The organism is Parasediminibacterium schistidii (genome assembly GCF_046546515.1).
In the GTDB taxonomy this organism is placed as follows: Bacteria; Bacteroidota; Bacteroidia; order Chitinophagales; family Chitinophagaceae; genus Parasediminibacterium.
In genome coordinates this window covers 44,488-62,056 of the sequence record NZ_JBKHKJ010000012.1, presented here as the reverse complement: position 1 = coordinate 62,056, position 17,569 = coordinate 44,488, and the positions used below count along the sequence as shown (strand labels likewise).

Here is a 17,569-nt window from a genome sequence, read left to right as displayed (position 1 = left end):
ACTGAAAGTGTTTATGCAATTAAACGTCTGTTTGTATTATTTTTTTTCAATCTTATTTGGTTTATAGGAGGGTTGCCAAACAATTGTCTGAACCTGTGATTTGCGTTGATTTAATTGATATGCTTTGATTTTTGGAAAATGAAAAAGGTTATTTTAGCTATTGAAATTAATACATCAAAATAATGATAAAGCCAGAATACAAATATTCCGATATTACAGCTAAAATACTAGGTAGCTGTTTTGAAGTGCATAAAATATTGGGTAACGGATTCCAAGAAGTCATTTATCAAAGGGCATTGGAAAGGGAAATGAGTATCCGGGGCTTATCTTTTGCAAGGGAATTTGAGATGCCTATTTTTTATAAAGAGGAACAAATTGGAACAAGGCGAGTGGATTTTTTGATTGAAACAGTAGTTTCAGTTGAATTGAAGGCACTTGCAAAACTTGATGAAATACATTTGGCTCAAGCCATTAATTACTTGGAAGCATACAACTTAGAAATAGGGATGCTGATAAATTTTGGTGCCAAAATCTTGGAATATAGGCGGTTGATAAATCCAAAGTTTAAAATGTCCTGACCTTTGATTTTCTTTGATTTTAGTGATATTCTATGATTTGTAGAAATTGTCTTAACCTTTGATTTACAGTGATTTAATTGATATACTATGATTTGTAGCGACTATGATTAAGTACTTAAAATCAATCCAATCAAAATAATCAATGTAAATCAAAGGTTAAGACTGAGTGCTAAAAATCAATTCAATCAATCTAATCACTGAAAATCAAAGGTTAAGATGTTTTTCACCTTCTCCACCACCAATCCCAAATTACTAGCATCCTGCCCGCCAGCAGTAGCCAATAATTTCTGCCCACCGCCACCACCTTTAATTAGGGGCGCAACTTGTTCCTTGATTATTTTTTGTGCATCCAATCCTTTGGAAGCGTTGATGGTTTCATCAATAGCAATGGCTACAAAAGCTTTTCCCTCTACATTGGCGGTTAATACCACTACAAAATCTTTTATGTCTGCCTTTAAGTCTATACATAGCTTTTTCAAGGCGTCGCCATTGCTCACTTCTATTTGTGTGCCAATGAATTGTATGCCATTGATGGTTTCTACTTTTTGTAGTAACTCTTTTCGGGTAATGTTTAATTGCTTTGCCTCAAAACCTTCTATTTTTTTGCGTAGCTCGCTGTTTTCTGTAAATAGGTTTTCCAATGCTTTTACAATGTCTTTCGGGTTTTTCAGCGTGCTGCGCAATGAGCTAAGGGTATTGGATTCTTCTTTTGCCAATGCCTCTGCCACGCTGCCACTAACGGCTTCTATCCTGCGTACACCAGCCGCTACTGCTGTTTCGTGCTTTATTTTAAAGAAACCCAGTTGGCCTGTATAGCCCACATGCGTTCCGCCGCAAAGCTCCACGGAGTAGTTTTTATCCATCACAACCACCCTTACTACATCGCCATATTTTTCGCCAAACAAAGCCATGGCACCTAGTTTCAGGGCATCTTCCTTGTTCATTTCATTAATGATAACAGGCACGTTTTCCCGTATTTTTTCATTTACAATGCTTTCTATCTCGGCTATTTCCTCGTCAGTAACCTTGGCAAAATGCGAAAAGTCGAAACGCAATTGTTCTTCATTTACCAAGCTGCCTTTTTGTGCTACATGCGTGCCTAATACCTGCCTCAAAGCAGCGTGCAGTAAGTGCGTGGCACTGTGGTGTATAGAAGTTGCTTCCCGCAAATGCGTATATACCTTGGCTACTACAGTTCCTTCAATATTTTCTGGCAATACCTCGGTAAAATGTATGGTAAGGTTGTTCTCTTTCTTCGTATCGTTTACAATAATGTGTTCACCATCAAAATTCAACGTGCCTTTGTCACCCACTTGCCCGCCACTTTCGGCATAAAATGGGGTTTCTGCCAATACTATCTGGTAACCTTCTTTGCCCTTGGCTTTTACTTTTCGATATTTTACCACACTGGTTACGCCATCTAAATTGTTGTACCCAATAAATTTAGATACACTGTTTTCTTGAAGGTTTATCCAGTCTTCCGTATCAACAACTGCTGCGGCACGAGAGCGGGATTTTTGTTGTTGGAGGGCTATTTCAAAACCAACCTCATCAACTGAAATGCCATTTTCTCTTGCTATTAGTAGGGTAAGGTCTAAAGGGAAACCATATGTATCATATAACTCAAAGGCCATTTCTCCTTTTATAAGATATATTTTCTTAGCTGTAGAAATTTTTTGATTTATAAATTCTTCAGTATTTCCAAGATTAACTAACTGATTAAATATTTCTGGGTAATTCTCTTTAGTAAGAATACCAGTTGTTGGTATTTCTATAGAAAAGAGTTCTGACTTGCTAGGTATATTGGATATGATATGTTTATTTATTGTTGAGAAGTAGCGATAAAATTTATCAAGCCCTTTCTCAATAGTCCTTAAAAATCCTTCCTCCTCTTCCTTAACTACCTTACTTACAAAATCCAATTGGCTATTCAATTCAGGGAAAACATTTTCAAATTGTTTTGCCAAAATAGGCATCAATTGAAATAGCAATGGTTGATTATAACCTAAATAAGAATAATAATACCTTACTGCACGGCGCAGTATACGTCGTATTACATAACCAGCCCCAGTGTTGCTTGGCAATTGCCCATCGGCTATCGTAAAGGCAATGGCACGGATATGGTCTGCCAATACCCGGAAAGCAATGGCTTGTTTTGTATCGCTAAAATCGTATTGCTTGCCCGTTATTTTTTCTATCACGGCTATGGTGCCAGTAAATACATCGGTATCGTAGTTAGATGTTTTTTGCTGTATCACCCGAACCAAACGCTCAAAGCCCATGCCTGTGTCCACATGCTGGGCGGGCAAAGGTTGCAGGCTGCCATCTTTCAAGCGATTAAACTGCATGAATACATTGTTCCAGATTTCTATTACCTGTGGGTGGTCGTTGTTTACCAATGTTTTGCCCTCTACGAGTTTGCGCTCGGCATCGGGGCGGCAGTCCACATGTATTTCCGTGCAGGGGCCACAAGGACCTGTGTCGCCCATTTCCCAGAAATTGTCTTTTTTATTGCCTAGTAAAATCCTATCCTCACTTATAACTTTTTTCCATTCATCAAAGGCTTCCGTGTCTTTAGGCAAGCCTTCCTTTTCGTCACCTTCAAAAATGGTTACGTATAGGCGGTCTTTGTCCAGTTTATATACTTCTGTCAATAATTCCCAGCTCCAGGCAATGGCTTCTACTTTAAAGTAATCCCCAAAACTCCAGTTGCCCAGCATTTCGAACATGGTATGGTGGTAAGTATCAACGCCCACTTCTTCCAAATCATTATGTTTGCCACTTACACGCAAGCATTTTTGTGTGTCCGCAATGCGGTTGTGCACTGGCTTGCCATTACCCAAAAAAAGGTCTTTAAACTGGTTCATACCCGCATTGGTAAACAATAGGGTAGGGTCGTTTTTTATTACGATTGGGGCAGAAGGTACAATCTGGTGTTGCTTGTTTTTAAAAAAATCGAGGAACTGCTGGCGGATATCTACACTTGTCATCATTCTAGCAAGTTTGTTAAACTGTTATTATAAGTACGTTAAAAAATTATCTTTGAAGGCGGCGAAGGTAGTTATTTCAGATACAGGTTGCTTCTTTTGCCATAAAGGCACGAAGCAGGGCCGGTAGTAAATGGTAAGTATTAGGTAAAAAGTACATAAAATAAATTGTTGGCAAATTTAGACCCTTTTAATACCTATAACTTATAACTTATTACCTATAACTAAATACTTTGCGTTTTATTTGAGCCTTCGAGCCTCTGTGGCAATGTTTTAAATAGTCAAATGAAAAAAATAAAATATTACTATAATACCAACACCCTTCGATACGAGAAGCTAGACGTGCCTTTCAGGGTACGGATGCTGCGGATATTTGGGTTTGTGGCGGCTTGCTTGGTTACGGCTTTTATTATCATGAGCATTGCTTACCGCTATTTCCCTTCTGCCAATGAAAAAAGGTTGATGGAGCAAAACAAGGCATTGAAAGATAACTATACTGTGCTGCAAGACCAAGTACAACAGTTGCAATTGCAAATGGCTGAACTGGAAAACAGGGACAATACCGTGTACCGTGCCATTTTTGAAGCCACGCCTATACCAGATAGCGTGCGGGTAAAGAAAATGGAAAAAAGCAACGAGGTAAAACTAGTGCAGGGGCTAAGCGAAAATATATTGATCACGGGCATCAAGGGGCAGTTGGACAACCTTACTACCCGTGTAGCTTTCATGGATAAAAGCTATGCCGAAATAGCGGGGATGGTAAAAAACAAAGAAAAACTGCTAAGTGCCATACCTGCCATTCAGCCTGTGAGCAACAAAGACCTTAGCCGCATCGCCAGTGGCTTTGGCTACCGCATAGACCCAGTATATAAAGTAAGGAAATTTCATGCTGGGCTAGATTTTACTGCCCCTCAAGGCACGCCTATATACTCTACTGCCGACGGAACCGTAAAAGAAGCTGGGTTTAACAACAGTGGTTTTGGCAACCATGTAATCATCAACCACGGCTATGGCTACGAGACTTTGTATGGCCACATGGTAAAGGTAAAAACTAGGCCCGGCAAAACAGTAAAACGTGGCGAAGTGATTGGTTATGTAGGCAGCACGGGCAAAAGCACTGGCCCACATTGCCACTATGAAGTACACCGCAACGGCATTCCTATAGACCCTGTATATTATTTTTACAACGATATTAACCCGGCACAATTCGACCGCCTGCTGAAACAAGCAGCGAGTGCTAACCAAAGTTTTGATTAATTGTCTGAACCGGGATTTGGGGGGATTTTGGGGATTAAAGTGATTCCACTATGCTCAATTTTTCCCTTTAATCTTTATAATCCCAAAAATCCCGGTTCAGACCAATTGCATTTTAGCCACTTTAGGGTCAACCTCTACGGTGTCGTGTTCAAAGTTTAGCTTGATGCGCCATTTTTGCATAGTAGCGGCACCAATGATGGCCTCCTCACTTAGGCCAGGCACTACTAAAAATTCATCGCTTAGTAGTACATCGTGCAAATAAAAATCTAAACGGACTACTTCTTTTATTTCTATATAATGCCCTTTTGATGCCGTAGAAATCATGCGGATGCGACCAAGGTTTACGGGTATTTATAATCCTTCCACATAATCAGGGTGTATGCAGGACAGGTTTACTCCGCTGTCAAACAGGGAATACAGGTGCTTTTCTCCTTTGGAACCAACGTACAAAATGGGTAGGTTGATAACTGACATATGTCAGTTTTTGGTAAAGGTAAGAAAACTGTATTTTAATCTAAATTTACAGTTACCTCTTTTTGATAGGCCGTTTTTAGCCAGCCTTTCATGATATAGTTAAAACCAATGCGGCATATAAAATTGTCTCGTACAAAAAAGCCCATGAACGTATTGGTAATGCCAGGATGCCGCAGGTTGAACTCGTAACTTTTTATTTCTTGCTCCATCCGTTTAAATACCTCCCTGCTGTAATTGGCCAATGTGCCTTCGCTGAAACTCTTTGCTTTTATGCCTTTATCAATAAATTTTGCAGCTATATAGCCCGTCATCATGCCAGTGCCAATGCCTTCCCCTGTATTGGGAGACACCATGGAGGCTGCATCGCCAACCAATAGCCACCCATCTCCCACCACTTTCCTTTTTAAGGAGGCAAGGGGTATGCCCCAGCCTTCTACAGGAGCAATTGGAGTGGCATATTTAAAGCGGTGCGACAGTGCAGGGTCTTTTTCTATTAATTCAGCAAAAGTATTCCGCACGTTTAGGTGCTGCTTGCTGGCTATGCTGCTGGTAATGCCATAGCCTACATTGGCTTCGCCATTGCCCAGTGGGAAAATCCAGAAATAGCCCATTGGTATGTTGGGGGCATAGTAAAATTCTAATAAATTATCGGGGTGCGTGCCAGCAACATTTTTCCAGTATTGCCTTACGGAACTGGCATAATGCTCACGGTTTATTTTCCGGTCGCCTAGGTAACGCAGCAAAGTAGAGTGATCACCATCAGCACCAACCAGCATTTGGCAGGTAATTTCTACTTCGCCCGTGCTGCTGGTGGCTATTATTTTCCAGTCTGCCCCTTCTTTAGCAATGGTTTTTACAATTGTGCCTTGCCTGAATAGGGCAGTTGCGGAGTTTATTTTTTGGATTAAAAAATTATCGAAATAAAAGCGTTTGGTAATAAAAAAAGGGCATTCGTTTTCTTTGCCTGCTGGGGGCTTGTAAGCAAAATCTATATTTTTCCCATTGGTGGTGATGTAGCGCATACCCCATGATGGCGTGAAGTTGGGGTTGGGCATTATTTCATTAGGGATAATGTTGGGGTCGATATGGTTGAGCATACGGATACTTTTCATGTCAAGTCCATCGCCGCACACCTTATCCCTAGGGAAAGTTGCCCCGTCAATAATAATATGCTCAATGCCCAGCTTGCTTAAAAAAATAGAGGTTGAAGCACCTGCGGGGCCAGCCCCAATAATGCAAACTGTTGAATGAAGTTTTTCTAAAGCCATGAATAAATTTGATTTATATGTTGGTTGCTTACAACCATATTTAAACACAATAATAGCTGTTTTGTTTCTATTTGGTATTATTTTGCCACAAAGCTACAAATACTGGAAGACGCAACAAGCAAAATAAAGAAAAGGTGTGTTTCCGTGCTGTTCCAATTCATAAGCATCAAGAGTTGTGTCAATAAATCACAAAAATCCTATTAATCTTATAAATCTTGGTTAAGACAAAGGTTTTATTCCATTTCCACGTCTTATTTTCTGTACTTCATTTTAAAAAGTAAAAATTGCATAACATGAAAAAGAATGTATGGTTAATGGGGGTTTTATTGTTTATCACCGGTTTTACAATGGCACAACCAGGTTCGGAACATAAGCCACCCAAGCCCCCAACACCGGAAGAACACTTGAAAAAAGTAAGTGAAAAGCTAGACAAGGAACTGCATCTAACAGCAGCACAGAAAGAAACTGTACTAGCTGCCTACAAGGCATTTTTTGCAGATATAGAAAAAGAAAGGGTGAAAGAAGGCAAACCTGCAACACCGCCGCCACCTCCACCGCCACCAGTAAAAAGGGAAGTTGCTGAAAAGCTTAGTGGGGAAAGGGATGCAAAAATAAAGCAGGTGTTAACTGAAGAGCAGTTCCAAAAATATAACGAAATAGAAAAAACAATGCGCCCCAAAAGGCCTTGTTAATTATGAGTTATAAGTTATTAATTATGAGTCAAAGGGCAATACATAACTCATAATTAATAACTTATAATTAATAATTTAAAGCTATGCATACATTGCCTCTGCCAACACCCCTGAATCAGCAGTTATGGTAGTATGCTGTTTGTATTCTTTTAGTGCTTCTTCTAGGCAATCCATGGCAGCATTGATATCCGTTAGGTTTAGAACATAGGCCAACCTAACTTCTTTTTTGCCTAAGCCCGGCGTGGCGTAAAAACCAGTGCCGGGTGCAAGCATTACAGTAGCACCATTATAACTAAATGACTCCAACAGCCATTGGCAAAATTTGTCTGCATCGTCAATTGGTAGTTCTGCAATGGCATAAAAGGCACCACTTGGTTTAGGGCAGTTTACGCCCTTTATCGCATTTAGCCTTTTTACAATCAAGTCGCGCCTGTTTTTGTATTCTGCTTTAGTTGTATCGAAATAATCTGCTGGCAGGTCTAGTGCCGCTTCGCCCGCTATCTGGGCAAATCCAGGGGGGCAAAGCCTTGCTTGTGCAAACTTCATCACGGCATTTACCAGGTCTTTGTTGCGGGTTACCAAGGCGCCAATACGGCCGCCACATGCACTGTACCGCTTGCTGATGGTGTCCACCATTATAACGTTGTTGTCCACCCCTTTCAGGTTCAAAGAGGAGAGGGGCATTTCGCCTTCGTAGTTAAATTCACGGTAGGCTTCATCGCAAAACAGGAATAAATCGTGTTTTAGCACCATCTCGCCCAGTTGCTTCATTTCTTCCTTGCCATATACATAGCCAGTAGGGTTGTTGGGGTTGCAAATAACAATGGCTTTGGTGCGTGGGGTTATTTTTTTCTCCAGTTCCTCAATAGGTGGCAAGGCAAAGCCATTGGCAATATGCGAGGTAACCGTAACTACTTCCACGCCCGCTTCTGCGGCAAAACCGTGGTAGTTGGCATAGAAAGGCTCTGGGATTATGACTTCATCGCCATAATCCAAACAGGCCATGAAGCCAAACAAAATGGCCTCGCTGCCGCCAGTGGTTATTACTATTTGCGTGAAGTCAATATCTATATCCACGCTTTTGTAATATTTAACCAGTTTCCTACGGTAGCTTTCGTTGCCTGCGCTATGCCCATATTCGAGTATTTTAAAATCGCTGTGGCGCACAGCATCCAGCATTATCTGCGGCGTTTCAATATCGGGCTGCCCAATATTCAGGTGATATACTTTTGTGCCACGCTTGGTAGCCATCTCGGCAAAAGGAACCAATTTCCGTATAGGGGAGGAGGGCATGTCCTGCCCCCGTTTGCTTATTTTTAGCATATTTATTTGTGAATTATGAGTTATAAATTATGAATTATGAGTTATGGATAAAAAGTAGGTAGCCCCAACTTAAAACCCATAATTCATAACTCATAATTCATAACTAGCGAAGCCTATCTGTGCTTTTTACTAATTTTTCATCTTTCCAAATGCCCCTCACAGCAAGCAATAAAAAAATGGGAATAAGGAAAGAAAAGATCGAGGTTAAATTAAGTTGCCCTTGTGTGTATAATTTTATCTGGGTAAAATACAAAGCTATGGTTAGTATAGCCCCTATGGCAATGCCTGCTGTTATTAATAGTTGTCTTTTCCTGTCTTTGTATAAGAAAATGGCAACAAAAGCCGCAGCGGCTATTGCAACAGTAATGATAAGCAACGGGTTGGTGCTAAGCGCATTCAAGTGTGTGTAAACAGTTGCTTTTGTGGCATCATCTACCTTCATGCCGCTATAAAAAGACAACCGCAGCGTTATAAAAGCGCAGATTGTTGCTAGCAATAACCATACTGTTTGGATACGTTGTATCATATTTAATTAGGAATTAGGAATTAATAATTAGGAATTAGCCCATATTATTTAAAGCTAAATATTTATAATAGGGGTTGTTCTAATTCAAAATTTAAAATAACCTACCCAAGTTCCGGGTACAAAACAAATTGTGTCATAAACTCGTTCACTTGCTTTTTTACTGATGCTATCTCAGTTTCATTGTCTGCATTCATCAATACCCTATCTATTACATCTACCACAAACTGCATCTCGGCTTCTTTAAAGCCCCTTGTGGTAATGGCTGGTACACCAAAACGGATGCCACTTGTTATAAAAGCACTCTTGTCGTCAAAAGGTACCATGTTTTTATTGGCCGTGATGTCTGCTTTTACCAGTGCCTGTTCAGCTTTCTTGCCGCTGATGTTCTTGTTTCTTAAATCAATCAACATCAAATGATTGTCAGTACCACCACTAATAATATGATAATCCTTATCTACAAATGCCTTGGCCATGGCCTGTGCATTTTTTTGTACTTGCTGCTGGTAAACCAAAAATTCAACGGTTAATATCTCCCCAAAAGCAATTGCTTTAGCAGCTATCACATGTTGTAATGGTCCGCCCTGAATGCCTGGGAAAACGGCTAAGTCCAGCAGATTGCTCATCATTTTTGTGTTGCCCTTATTGTCTTTTTGGCCAAATGGGTTTTCAAAATCCTTGCCCATCATTATCACGCCGCCACGGGGGCCACGCAGGGTTTTGTGGGTAGTAGATGTTACAAAATGGCAATGTGCAAAAGGGCTATTCAACAAACCTTTTGCAATTAACCCCGCTGGATGCGCAATATCTGCCCAAACCAATGCGCCTACCTCGTTTGCCACGGCACGGATGCGGGCATAATCCCAATCCCGGCTATAGGCACTTGCACCACAGATAATCAATTTGGGTTTCAGTTCACGGGCTTGTTTTTCCAGCATTTCATAGTCAACCAAGCCCGTTTCTTTCACCACGCCATAAAACTGTGCATTGTACAATTTTCCGCTATAGTTTACAGGGCTGCCATGGGTAAGGTGTCCGCCCATGCTTAAATCTAGCCCTAAAGTAGTATCCCCTGGCTGTAACACTGCCAATGCAATAGCCGCATTGGCCTGTGCACCACTGTGTGGCTGCACGTTGGCATATTCAACGTTAAAAATTTCTTTGAGCCTGTCAATGGCCAATTGTTCTGTTTGGTCCACAATTTCGCAGCCGGCATAATAACGCCGCCCCGGGTAGCCTTCCGCATATTTATTGGTCATTACGCCGCCCATTGCCTGCATTACCTGCAACGAGGTGAAGTTCTCGCTGGCAATCAATTCTATGCCATGCCGCTGGCGTTCCAGTTCCTTGTTGATGAGGTCAAAAACCAATGTATCTCTCTGCATTCCTTGCGTTTTTACAGTCAAACAAGCGTGCCTATTTGAAAATGAGCGGCAAAAATAACAGTTGCAAGCGAGTAGGCAATATTTTTTGTGATACTATCCAGGTATTTTTTCACCACATAGGCAGATAGCACAGATAAATTTATGCAAGTAAAAGAAAAAGAACATCGTTTTTTGACTTATTTCTAACTTTTTTATATGCCTTGGAAGCTAAAAAACACAAGCAAAGTACTATGTTTTCTTTTTCTTAATCTTCCATAAACCCATCCAAGTCCCTTCTTCCCCTTTTGGTGGGGCGGCCTACTTTGCTTAGGCGTTTGCCAGTATGGAATGATGATGGTTGGAATTTGGTAATGTCCAATTCTTCTGCTGGGGTAAGGTCTATATAAAAATTGAGCGATTCGGTATAGGCTACCCTGTTGTGCAGCAAGCCAGTTACCTTTATGATCCATTTTTTTGCTTCTGTTTTTACTTCGTATTCATCCCCCACGTTCACGGTTTTGGATGCTTTTACCGAGCTGCCTTGTAGTTTTACCTTGCCTTTGTCGCATGCTTCTGCCGATAGGCTGCGGGTTTTAAACAGCCGTATGGCCCATAGGTATTTGTCTATCCGTAGTTTTTCTTTTGCGCTGTTTGGTGCGGGTGCTGCCATAAGTGTTTTCTAATAAACCAAAATTACTATTTTACAATTACTTGTTGTTGCTGCGTTGTGCCGTTTGCCGCCATTATTTTTATTAAATAAGTGCCACTTGCCATGCCATTAAGGGTAAGGATATACTCAGAAACAATTGCATTTATACCTTTGTTTAATATTTGCTTTCCATTCATGCCATATACGCCAATAGCTTTAACCATTGTTGGGATGTTAAAAGAAATAGTTGCTTTTTTTCCTTGTATGGGGTTAGGGCTAATTGAAAATTGTTGCCTAATGGAAGATAAATCTAGTACAACTATTTTGCTGTAAGCAAAACTGCCATCCTTGTCCTGTATTTTTAGGCGGTAAGCCCCCATGCCCTGAAGGGGTGTTATATCCGTAAAAGTATAGCTGTTGTTGCCACTGCCTTTAGCTGCTATTGTGCCTATTGAACTGAAAGATTGTGCATTATTGCTTCGTTCTATAATGAATTGTTGGGTATTGGTTTCGTTCGTTGTTTGCCATTGCAGCAGGGCGTTCATTTGTTTGTTTAATGATATTGCAAAGGTTTCTAACTTTACACCCAAGGTAGGGCTATAAGTTATCTTCCTAATCCGGTTATTATTTGCATCTGCAATATAAAAGTTGCCAAAAGCGTCTTGGCAAATGCCATCAGGGGCGTTTAAACCAGCATTTGCAGGGGAGCCGTTGTCGCCACTAAAACCTTGAATTCCATTGCCTGCGATGGTAGTAATTATGCCAGCAGGGTTAACCTTACGAATACGGTTGTTGCGGGCATCTGCTATATATAAATTGCCAGCAGTATCTATAGACGCACCCCAAGGCCAGCTTAAACTAGCAGATGTAGCTAGGCCATTATCGCCACTAAATACCTTATTGCCATTGCCGGCCACAGTAGTAATGATGCCAGCTGTATTTACTTTTCGGATAACGCTATTCCAAAAATCAACAATATAAATGTTGCCTGCTGCATCTACTGTAACGCCCGAAGCCTCATGCAAACTAGCAGCAGTGGCAGGACCATTGTCGCCACTGTAATTATACATCCCATTGCCTGCAACTGTAGTAATGATGCCGCTCGTGTTTACCTTTCTAATCCTGCTATTCCACTGGTCGGCTATAAATAGGTTCCCGGCATTATCAACGCATACGCTCGAAGGCTTTGATAACTGTGCTGATATGGCTAAACTACTGTCGCCACTAAATCCATAGCTAGTGCCTGCTACGGTGGTGATGATACCAGCCACACTTACTTTCCGCACACGGTTGTTTTCTGTATCTGCTATGTACAAATTGCCAAAGGAATCAATGCATACGCCATAAGGGCTACCTAAACTAGCTGCTATTGCTGGGCCATTGTCGCCACTAAAGGCTGCTTTGCCATTGCCAGCAACTGTTGTAATAACCCCACTTGTGCTTATCTTTCGGATACGATTGTTGGTGCGGTCTGCAACGTACACATTGCCAAGTGCATCCACGCATAATCCTGTTGGGTTAGACAAACTTGCACTAGTAGCAAGGATACTATCCCCATTAAAACCTGTTGAGCCATTGCCAGCAATAGTAGTAATTGTTTGACCGTTGCTTTTGTAGGCTATACATACGATAATGAATGCAAACACTAAGTTTGCTCTTTTGTTAAATTGTTTCATTTAAGTTCTTTAGTCAAGTAATTAGTTTCAATAATGCTAAAACACTAAATTCCCTTTTGTTTTTATTTGTTCGTTGCTTAGCTCGGTCACAAATTGCACGTCGGCAATGCTTTTGATGCCTTGCTTTATCCATTGGTAATGTTCTTCTTCTATGGAGTCGCCCCTTATCAACCATAAATAATCTATATGTTTAAATTCTGGCAGCAGGTATTCGCCGTCGCATTGGTTGTAGTACACCAAATGTTCTAGGCTGCTATTGTACTGCTGCGAGCGGTATAGGGCAAAAAAATAGTTGCGTTCTTTTTTCCGTAGTGGTATTTCTATCTCATTGCTTAGGTTGAAAGAAAAGCCCATTGTATCGTTTAGCCGCCAACAAAAAAGGTGCTTTTTAATGGGCGCAATAATGCCAAGCAGCCTAGTGCCTTCAAAAAAGTCATCGTTCAGTATGTCTATATTGAGCTTGAGGGGTTTCATTGGTTTTTCAAATGTAAGCTAACTAAATTTATTTTAGATGATGTTTTTTGATTTAATTTCATGTCCAATAAAGGAACTGGATAGGTTTCTTTAAACCACTTTATGTCGTGTATGGCCACAGGGCTTTCTATAAATTCTAAAAGGGCTTTTTCTTTTGTTACAATTATCTCGCTGTTGGTTTGTATTACCAAGTCGAAAAGGAAATTATCTTTGATATCTGGGCTATCTGTAAAATATGGAAATTTTTCTACTAGGGTAGTAAATGATTTTATGGTATCCAAATCCTCTTTTGTATTTGTTGTTTTAGTCCAACCAATTTTGGGAAGGTTTTTTTCTAATTTAAACAAAATGTTACTGTTTATAAATACCTGTATATCATACATTGCCACAGCGTTGGAAAGGCGGAAGAGTTTGCCATAAGAAGCAATAAGTTATGAAGACAGAGGTGTCAAGGATTAAGCGAGGCATCATAGTTTTCTTTTCTGAATTTGCTTATCATGTCTCCTATTTCATCTTCCGTCAAGGTTATTTTATTGTCAGCATACCTTTCATCCATTGCTTTTATCTTTGCTTCCACCTCATCCCAGTGCAATTTCATGTATTCAAATTGTTCATCAGGGGGCATTTTAAGTTTTGCTTCCAGATCAAATTTGCCTATATTAGTAGATTGATTTACATTATTTTTTGTTTCTAACAATGTTGCTTGTTCCTTAATGGATTGTTTGTAACATGCAAGATAAAGAATAATCTGTAAAAGTTCTTGGGCTTTCAAACAGAAGGGTGCATAAAAGTTTTTCGCTTTTTAGTGAAAAAATACCCTACTATAACCCTGCCCGCCACTTATCCCAAAAAGCCGGAACAAACACCCCCAGGGGCAAGAAGATGGGATGCAAAACGAGGACACTTATACAATTTCTATACTATTACTTTTTCTGGGTTTTTTATTAAAATAGTTTCAGTTTTGACAATTTTCGGTTTTTTTTTTCCTATTTGCGATTTTTTGAAAAAACGTCCCCTCTCCTTTAAATCATTGATTATCAACAATAACGGCAAATTTTAATGCGTATTTTGTGCGTATTTTGTGCCTATTTTTTGAGTGATTCGTGCATACTTTTTGCGTATTTCATGCTCATTTTGTGCGTAATTTTTGCGTATTTTACAGCCATCAATACAAGGCTAATTTTTTAAGCTAAAACTATCTTAATATTAATAAAAAAAGAACATTGATGCAAATACTAGTTGATAGCTAGTAAAATGTGTTTAACCTAGGTTTTTAGCAAGGGCATTTCTGGCACAAAGATAAGGTTTTTAAAGATTAAGGAATAGCGCCACAAAGCGAAAAACTCCTATACAACTAATTAGCCACTAATGCACGAATAGCACTAATTTTTTATACAAATTGGTTGTTTTTAGCTAAACAACAGTTGCTTGTAGGGAGACTTTTATGCACCCCAAACAGAAAGCCCGAGACTTTACTTAGCTTTTAGCTTTATATTCAACCTCCGCCTAACTCCAGATAACTTCCACTTATTCCACAATCCTCAGTTTCGCATAATTCAGCATTATTTTTTTCTCTCCGTTTAGTTTAAAGTTGATATTGGCAATAGGGTTGTGTGCAGAGCCTTCTACTTTTATTACGGTGCCAAAGCCAAATTTTTGATGTTCTACTTGCTGCCCTTCCTGCAAGGTGCTAGTATCGCTGGCCACAAAGTTTTCGCTGGGTCTGTGTTCTACCACTTTTGGGGCAACTGGTTGAGCTGGCAGGTAAGTAGGCTTCGGTTTTGCTGCAGTTGTTGTTTCACGGCTGTAGGCTTGCTGGCCACCCCTTTGCATACGCTCAAAAGCGCTGCCCATATTGCTCATGCCTTGGTTTTTGGCACCGCCGCCAGAATATGTCCTGTCTAAATATTGGTCTGGCATCTCGTCTAAAAAGCGGCTGGGTTCATTTTGCACCAATTGCCCAAAACGGTAGCGTGAGTTGGCATGGGTAAGCCAAAGCCTGTCTTTTGCCCTTGTAACAGCCACATAAAACAACCGCCTTTCCTCCTCCAGTTCTTCGCGTGTATTGATGCTCATGGCATTGGGGAAAAGGTTTTCTTCTACCCCACCTACGAACACGCAGCCAAATTCCAGGCCTTTAGCGGCATGGATGGTCATTAGCTTTACCACATCGCCATTTTCTTTGTCATCGTCTGCATCTGTAAACAGGGTAACTTGTTGTAGGAAAGCCCCAAGGTCTTTCGTGCCTACCTCGCCGTCTTCGTTGTCCGGTATTTCTGTCCAGTATTTAATAGAGTTTAGTAATTCCTGCACGTTCTCGTAGCGGGCAAGCCCTTCGCTGGTTTTATCGGCAAATAGCTCCTTAACTAGGTTGGTGTGTTTGCCTACCAGTACAGCCACGTCATAAGCATTTTTTTCTGCCAATAGGGTTTGGAAATAGCGTATCATGGTTTCAAAGTTTTGCAGCGATTCCAGCGTGCCGCCCTTGAAACCAAATTCGCCAGCCCTGCCCACGGCCTCGTACATAGTCATGTTTTGCTCGTTGGCCACGATGGCCAATTTTTCAATGCTGGTTTTGCCAATGCCACGCACTGGGTAATTGATGATGCGTTTCAATGCTTCCTCGTCCCTAGGGTTGGCAATGATGCGCAGGTAAGCCAGCATATCCTTGATTTCCTTACGCTGGTAGAAGCTAACGCCCCCGTAAATGCGGTAGGCAATGCCCATGCGGCGCAGGCTTTCCTCATAAGAACGGCTTTGGGCATTGGTTCGGTACAAAATGGCAAAATCACGGTTGAAATAATGGTTGCGCAGTTTTTGTTCCTGTATGCTGTCGGCCACAAATTTGCCTTCCTCATTATCGGTCATGGCGCGCACCACTTTTATCTTGTCGCCGAGTTTATTGTCTGTCCATAGTTCCTTAGGTATCTGCCCCTTGTTGTTGCCAATAATTTCGTTGGCTACTTTTAGTATGCTTTGCGTGCTGCGGTAGTTCTGTTCCAGCTTCACCACTTTCACATCATCGTAATCTTTTTGGAACTGCAATATGTTTTCAATAGTAGCCCCTCTAAAACTATAGATACTTTGTGCATCATCGCCCACTACACAAATGTTCTCGTTCATGGCAGCGAGTAATTTAGCAATTTGGTACTGCACGGCATTGGTATCCTGATACTCATCTATCATGATGTACTTAAACTTGCGCTGGTATTTGCTCAGGGCATCGGGCTGGGTATTCAGCAGTTCAAACATTTTTAGCAGCAGGTCGTCAAAATCCATTGCCCCGTTCTTAAAGCAGCGGGCACAATATGCTGCATAAATTTGCCCCAAGGCAGGCCTGTTTGCTCGGATGTCTTCCTGTTGAATATAGCTGTCAACAGAATAGGCCACAGGCCCCACCAGTGCATTTTTGGCTGAAGATATGCGATTGCCCACCACATTGGGTTTGTAATGCTTGTCGTCTAGGTTTAGCTCGTTTACCACTGTTTTTATCACGCTGCGGCTATCGTCTGTGTCGTAAATAGTGAAATTGCTTGGGTAGCCAATGCGTGTGGCTTCTGAACGCAGTATGCGTGCAAATACGCTGTGGAACGTGCCAATATACAGGTTGCGGGCTTCGTTGTTGCCTAGTATTTTGGCTATCCGCTCTTTCATCTCGGCGGCGGCCTTGTTGGTAAATGTAAGTGCTAATATGTTAAAGGCATCTACGCCTTGTGCCATCAAGTGGGCTATTCGTGTGGTTAATACTTTTGTTTTGCCGCTACCTGCACCCGCCACAATCATTAGCGGACCATTGATATGCTCTACGGCTTCCTTTTGGGGTTCGTTCAATCCTATTAAATAATCCTGCATCGAGCGAAGATACGGAGCGGATTTTGTTATGGCTTATGGTGGGTGCATAAAAGTTTTTCGCTTTTTTAGTAAAAATTAACCCTAGCACAAACATGCTCAACTTATCCAGAAAAGTAGCGATAAATTCTCGCATAGGAGTGGGAGTAAGCAGAGGGAGCGCAAAACGAGGACAATTGTACATTTTTTACAATATTATTTTCGCCGGTTTTTTTATTAAGATAGTTTCAGTTTTGCCAATTTTGGGTCTTTTTGCCGCTCCTGATTTTTTTTTAAAATCCTCGCTTCTTTTGCAATCCATTGATTATCAATAATATTAGCGAATTTTTAGTAGAAAAAAAAGTGTCATTTTATGATAATTTACTATCATTTATTGGCAAGAAACTGATAATAAACTAATCATTTTATGATAGTAAAGTGATTAGTTAGTGATAAGAAATTATAATACCCTAATT

Annotated in this window: 16 protein-coding genes; 3 read left to right on the top strand and 13 right to left on the bottom strand. The window is 40.8% G+C overall.

Translation table 11 applies throughout. From position 1 onward, the window contains the following. Positions 1-182: 182 nt before the first annotated feature. A complete protein-coding gene (locus ACHFIY_RS08860; protein WP_410845721.1) occupies positions 183-578 on the top strand; it encodes a GxxExxY protein in 396 nt (131 codons plus the stop codon). A 194-nt stretch (positions 579-772) separates the two neighbouring features. Here the strand turns inward: ACHFIY_RS08860 and alaS are convergent, their stop codons facing one another. Continuing rightward, a complete protein-coding gene (gene alaS, locus ACHFIY_RS08855) occupies positions 773-3,568 on the bottom strand; it encodes an alanine--tRNA ligase (RefSeq protein ID WP_410845777.1) in 2,796 nt (931 codons plus the stop codon). Between the two features lie 282 nt (positions 3,569-3,850). Here alaS and ACHFIY_RS08850 point away from each other — a divergent pair, with 282 nt between their 5' ends. Further along, on the top strand, positions 3,851-4,822 hold the full coding sequence (locus ACHFIY_RS08850) for a M23 family metallopeptidase (protein ID WP_410845720.1): 972 nt from the start codon (positions 3,851-3,853) through the stop codon (positions 4,820-4,822). A gap of 96 nt (positions 4,823-4,918) precedes the next feature. On the opposite strand, the gene ACHFIY_RS08845 is transcribed toward ACHFIY_RS08850, so the two are convergent. The 3 genes from ACHFIY_RS08845 to ACHFIY_RS08835 are packed head-to-tail and all read right to left on the bottom strand — an operon-like array spanning position 4,919 to position 6,564. Next, positions 4,919-5,146, bottom strand: coding sequence for a hypothetical protein (locus tag ACHFIY_RS08845; protein ID WP_410845719.1), 228 nt, complete (start codon positions 5,144-5,146; stop codon positions 4,919-4,921). Between the two features lie 27 nt (positions 5,147-5,173). Continuing rightward, positions 5,174-5,296 carry a hypothetical protein gene (locus tag ACHFIY_RS08840; RefSeq protein WP_410845718.1) on the bottom strand — a complete coding sequence of 41 codons (123 nt, stop codon included), beginning with the start codon at positions 5,294-5,296 and terminating at the stop codon, positions 5,174-5,176. Between the two features lie 35 nt (positions 5,297-5,331). After that, positions 5,332-6,564: an NAD(P)/FAD-dependent oxidoreductase gene (locus ACHFIY_RS08835; RefSeq protein ID WP_410845717.1), complete on the bottom strand. Its 1,233-nt coding sequence runs from the start codon at positions 6,562-6,564 to the stop codon at positions 5,332-5,334. A 293-nt stretch (positions 6,565-6,857) separates the two neighbouring features. Here ACHFIY_RS08835 and ACHFIY_RS08830 point away from each other — a divergent pair, with 293 nt between their 5' ends. Next, positions 6,858-7,256: a DUF4890 domain-containing protein gene (locus ACHFIY_RS08830; RefSeq protein WP_410845716.1), complete on the top strand. Its 399-nt coding sequence runs from the start codon at positions 6,858-6,860 to the stop codon at positions 7,254-7,256. Between the two features lie 81 nt (positions 7,257-7,337). On the opposite strand, the gene ACHFIY_RS08825 is transcribed toward ACHFIY_RS08830, so the two are convergent. From ACHFIY_RS08825 to ACHFIY_RS08785, 9 genes are all read right to left on the bottom strand, one after another. Beyond that, on the bottom strand, positions 7,338-8,579 hold the full coding sequence (locus tag ACHFIY_RS08825; protein ID WP_410845715.1) for a pyridoxal phosphate-dependent aminotransferase: 1,242 nt from the start codon (positions 8,577-8,579) through the stop codon (positions 7,338-7,340). A gap of 103 nt (positions 8,580-8,682) precedes the next feature. Beyond that, the gene (locus ACHFIY_RS08820) at positions 8,683-9,105 is read right to left on the bottom strand and encodes a DUF4293 domain-containing protein (RefSeq protein ID WP_410845714.1); all 423 of its coding nucleotides are present in this window, start codon (positions 9,103-9,105) and stop codon (positions 8,683-8,685) included. A 101-nt stretch (positions 9,106-9,206) separates the two neighbouring features. After that, positions 9,207-10,487: a serine hydroxymethyltransferase gene (glyA, locus tag ACHFIY_RS08815; RefSeq protein ID WP_410845713.1), complete on the bottom strand. Its 1,281-nt coding sequence runs from the start codon at positions 10,485-10,487 to the stop codon at positions 9,207-9,209. 244 nt (positions 10,488-10,731) lie between these two features. Beyond that, entirely contained in the window at positions 10,732-11,136 is a 405-nt protein-coding gene (locus tag ACHFIY_RS08810; RefSeq protein ID WP_410845712.1) for an RNA-binding S4 domain-containing protein, read from the bottom strand. A 26-nt stretch (positions 11,137-11,162) separates the two neighbouring features. Next, entirely contained in the window at positions 11,163-12,791 is a 1,629-nt protein-coding gene (locus tag ACHFIY_RS08805; protein ID WP_410845711.1) for an NHL domain-containing protein, read from the bottom strand. A gap of 36 nt (positions 12,792-12,827) precedes the next feature. Next, complete coding sequence (locus ACHFIY_RS08800; protein WP_410845710.1) at positions 12,828-13,265, bottom strand: IPExxxVDY family protein; 438 nt, start codon at positions 13,263-13,265, stop codon at positions 12,828-12,830. Further along, the gene (locus tag ACHFIY_RS08795; protein WP_410845709.1) at positions 13,262-13,612 is read right to left on the bottom strand and encodes a hypothetical protein; all 351 of its coding nucleotides are present in this window, start codon (positions 13,610-13,612) and stop codon (positions 13,262-13,264) included. Before ACHFIY_RS08795 ends, ACHFIY_RS08800 begins: the two co-directional genes overlap by 4 nt. 101 nt (positions 13,613-13,713) lie before the next feature. Continuing rightward, on the bottom strand, positions 13,714-14,037 hold the full coding sequence (locus ACHFIY_RS08790; RefSeq protein WP_410845708.1) for a hypothetical protein: 324 nt from the start codon (positions 14,035-14,037) through the stop codon (positions 13,714-13,716). Between the two features lie 755 nt (positions 14,038-14,792). Beyond that, on the bottom strand, positions 14,793-17,096 hold the full coding sequence (locus ACHFIY_RS08785; RefSeq protein ID WP_410845707.1) for an ATP-dependent helicase: 2,304 nt from the start codon (positions 17,094-17,096) through the stop codon (positions 14,793-14,795). Between the last annotated feature and the right edge of the window lie 473 nt (positions 17,097-17,569).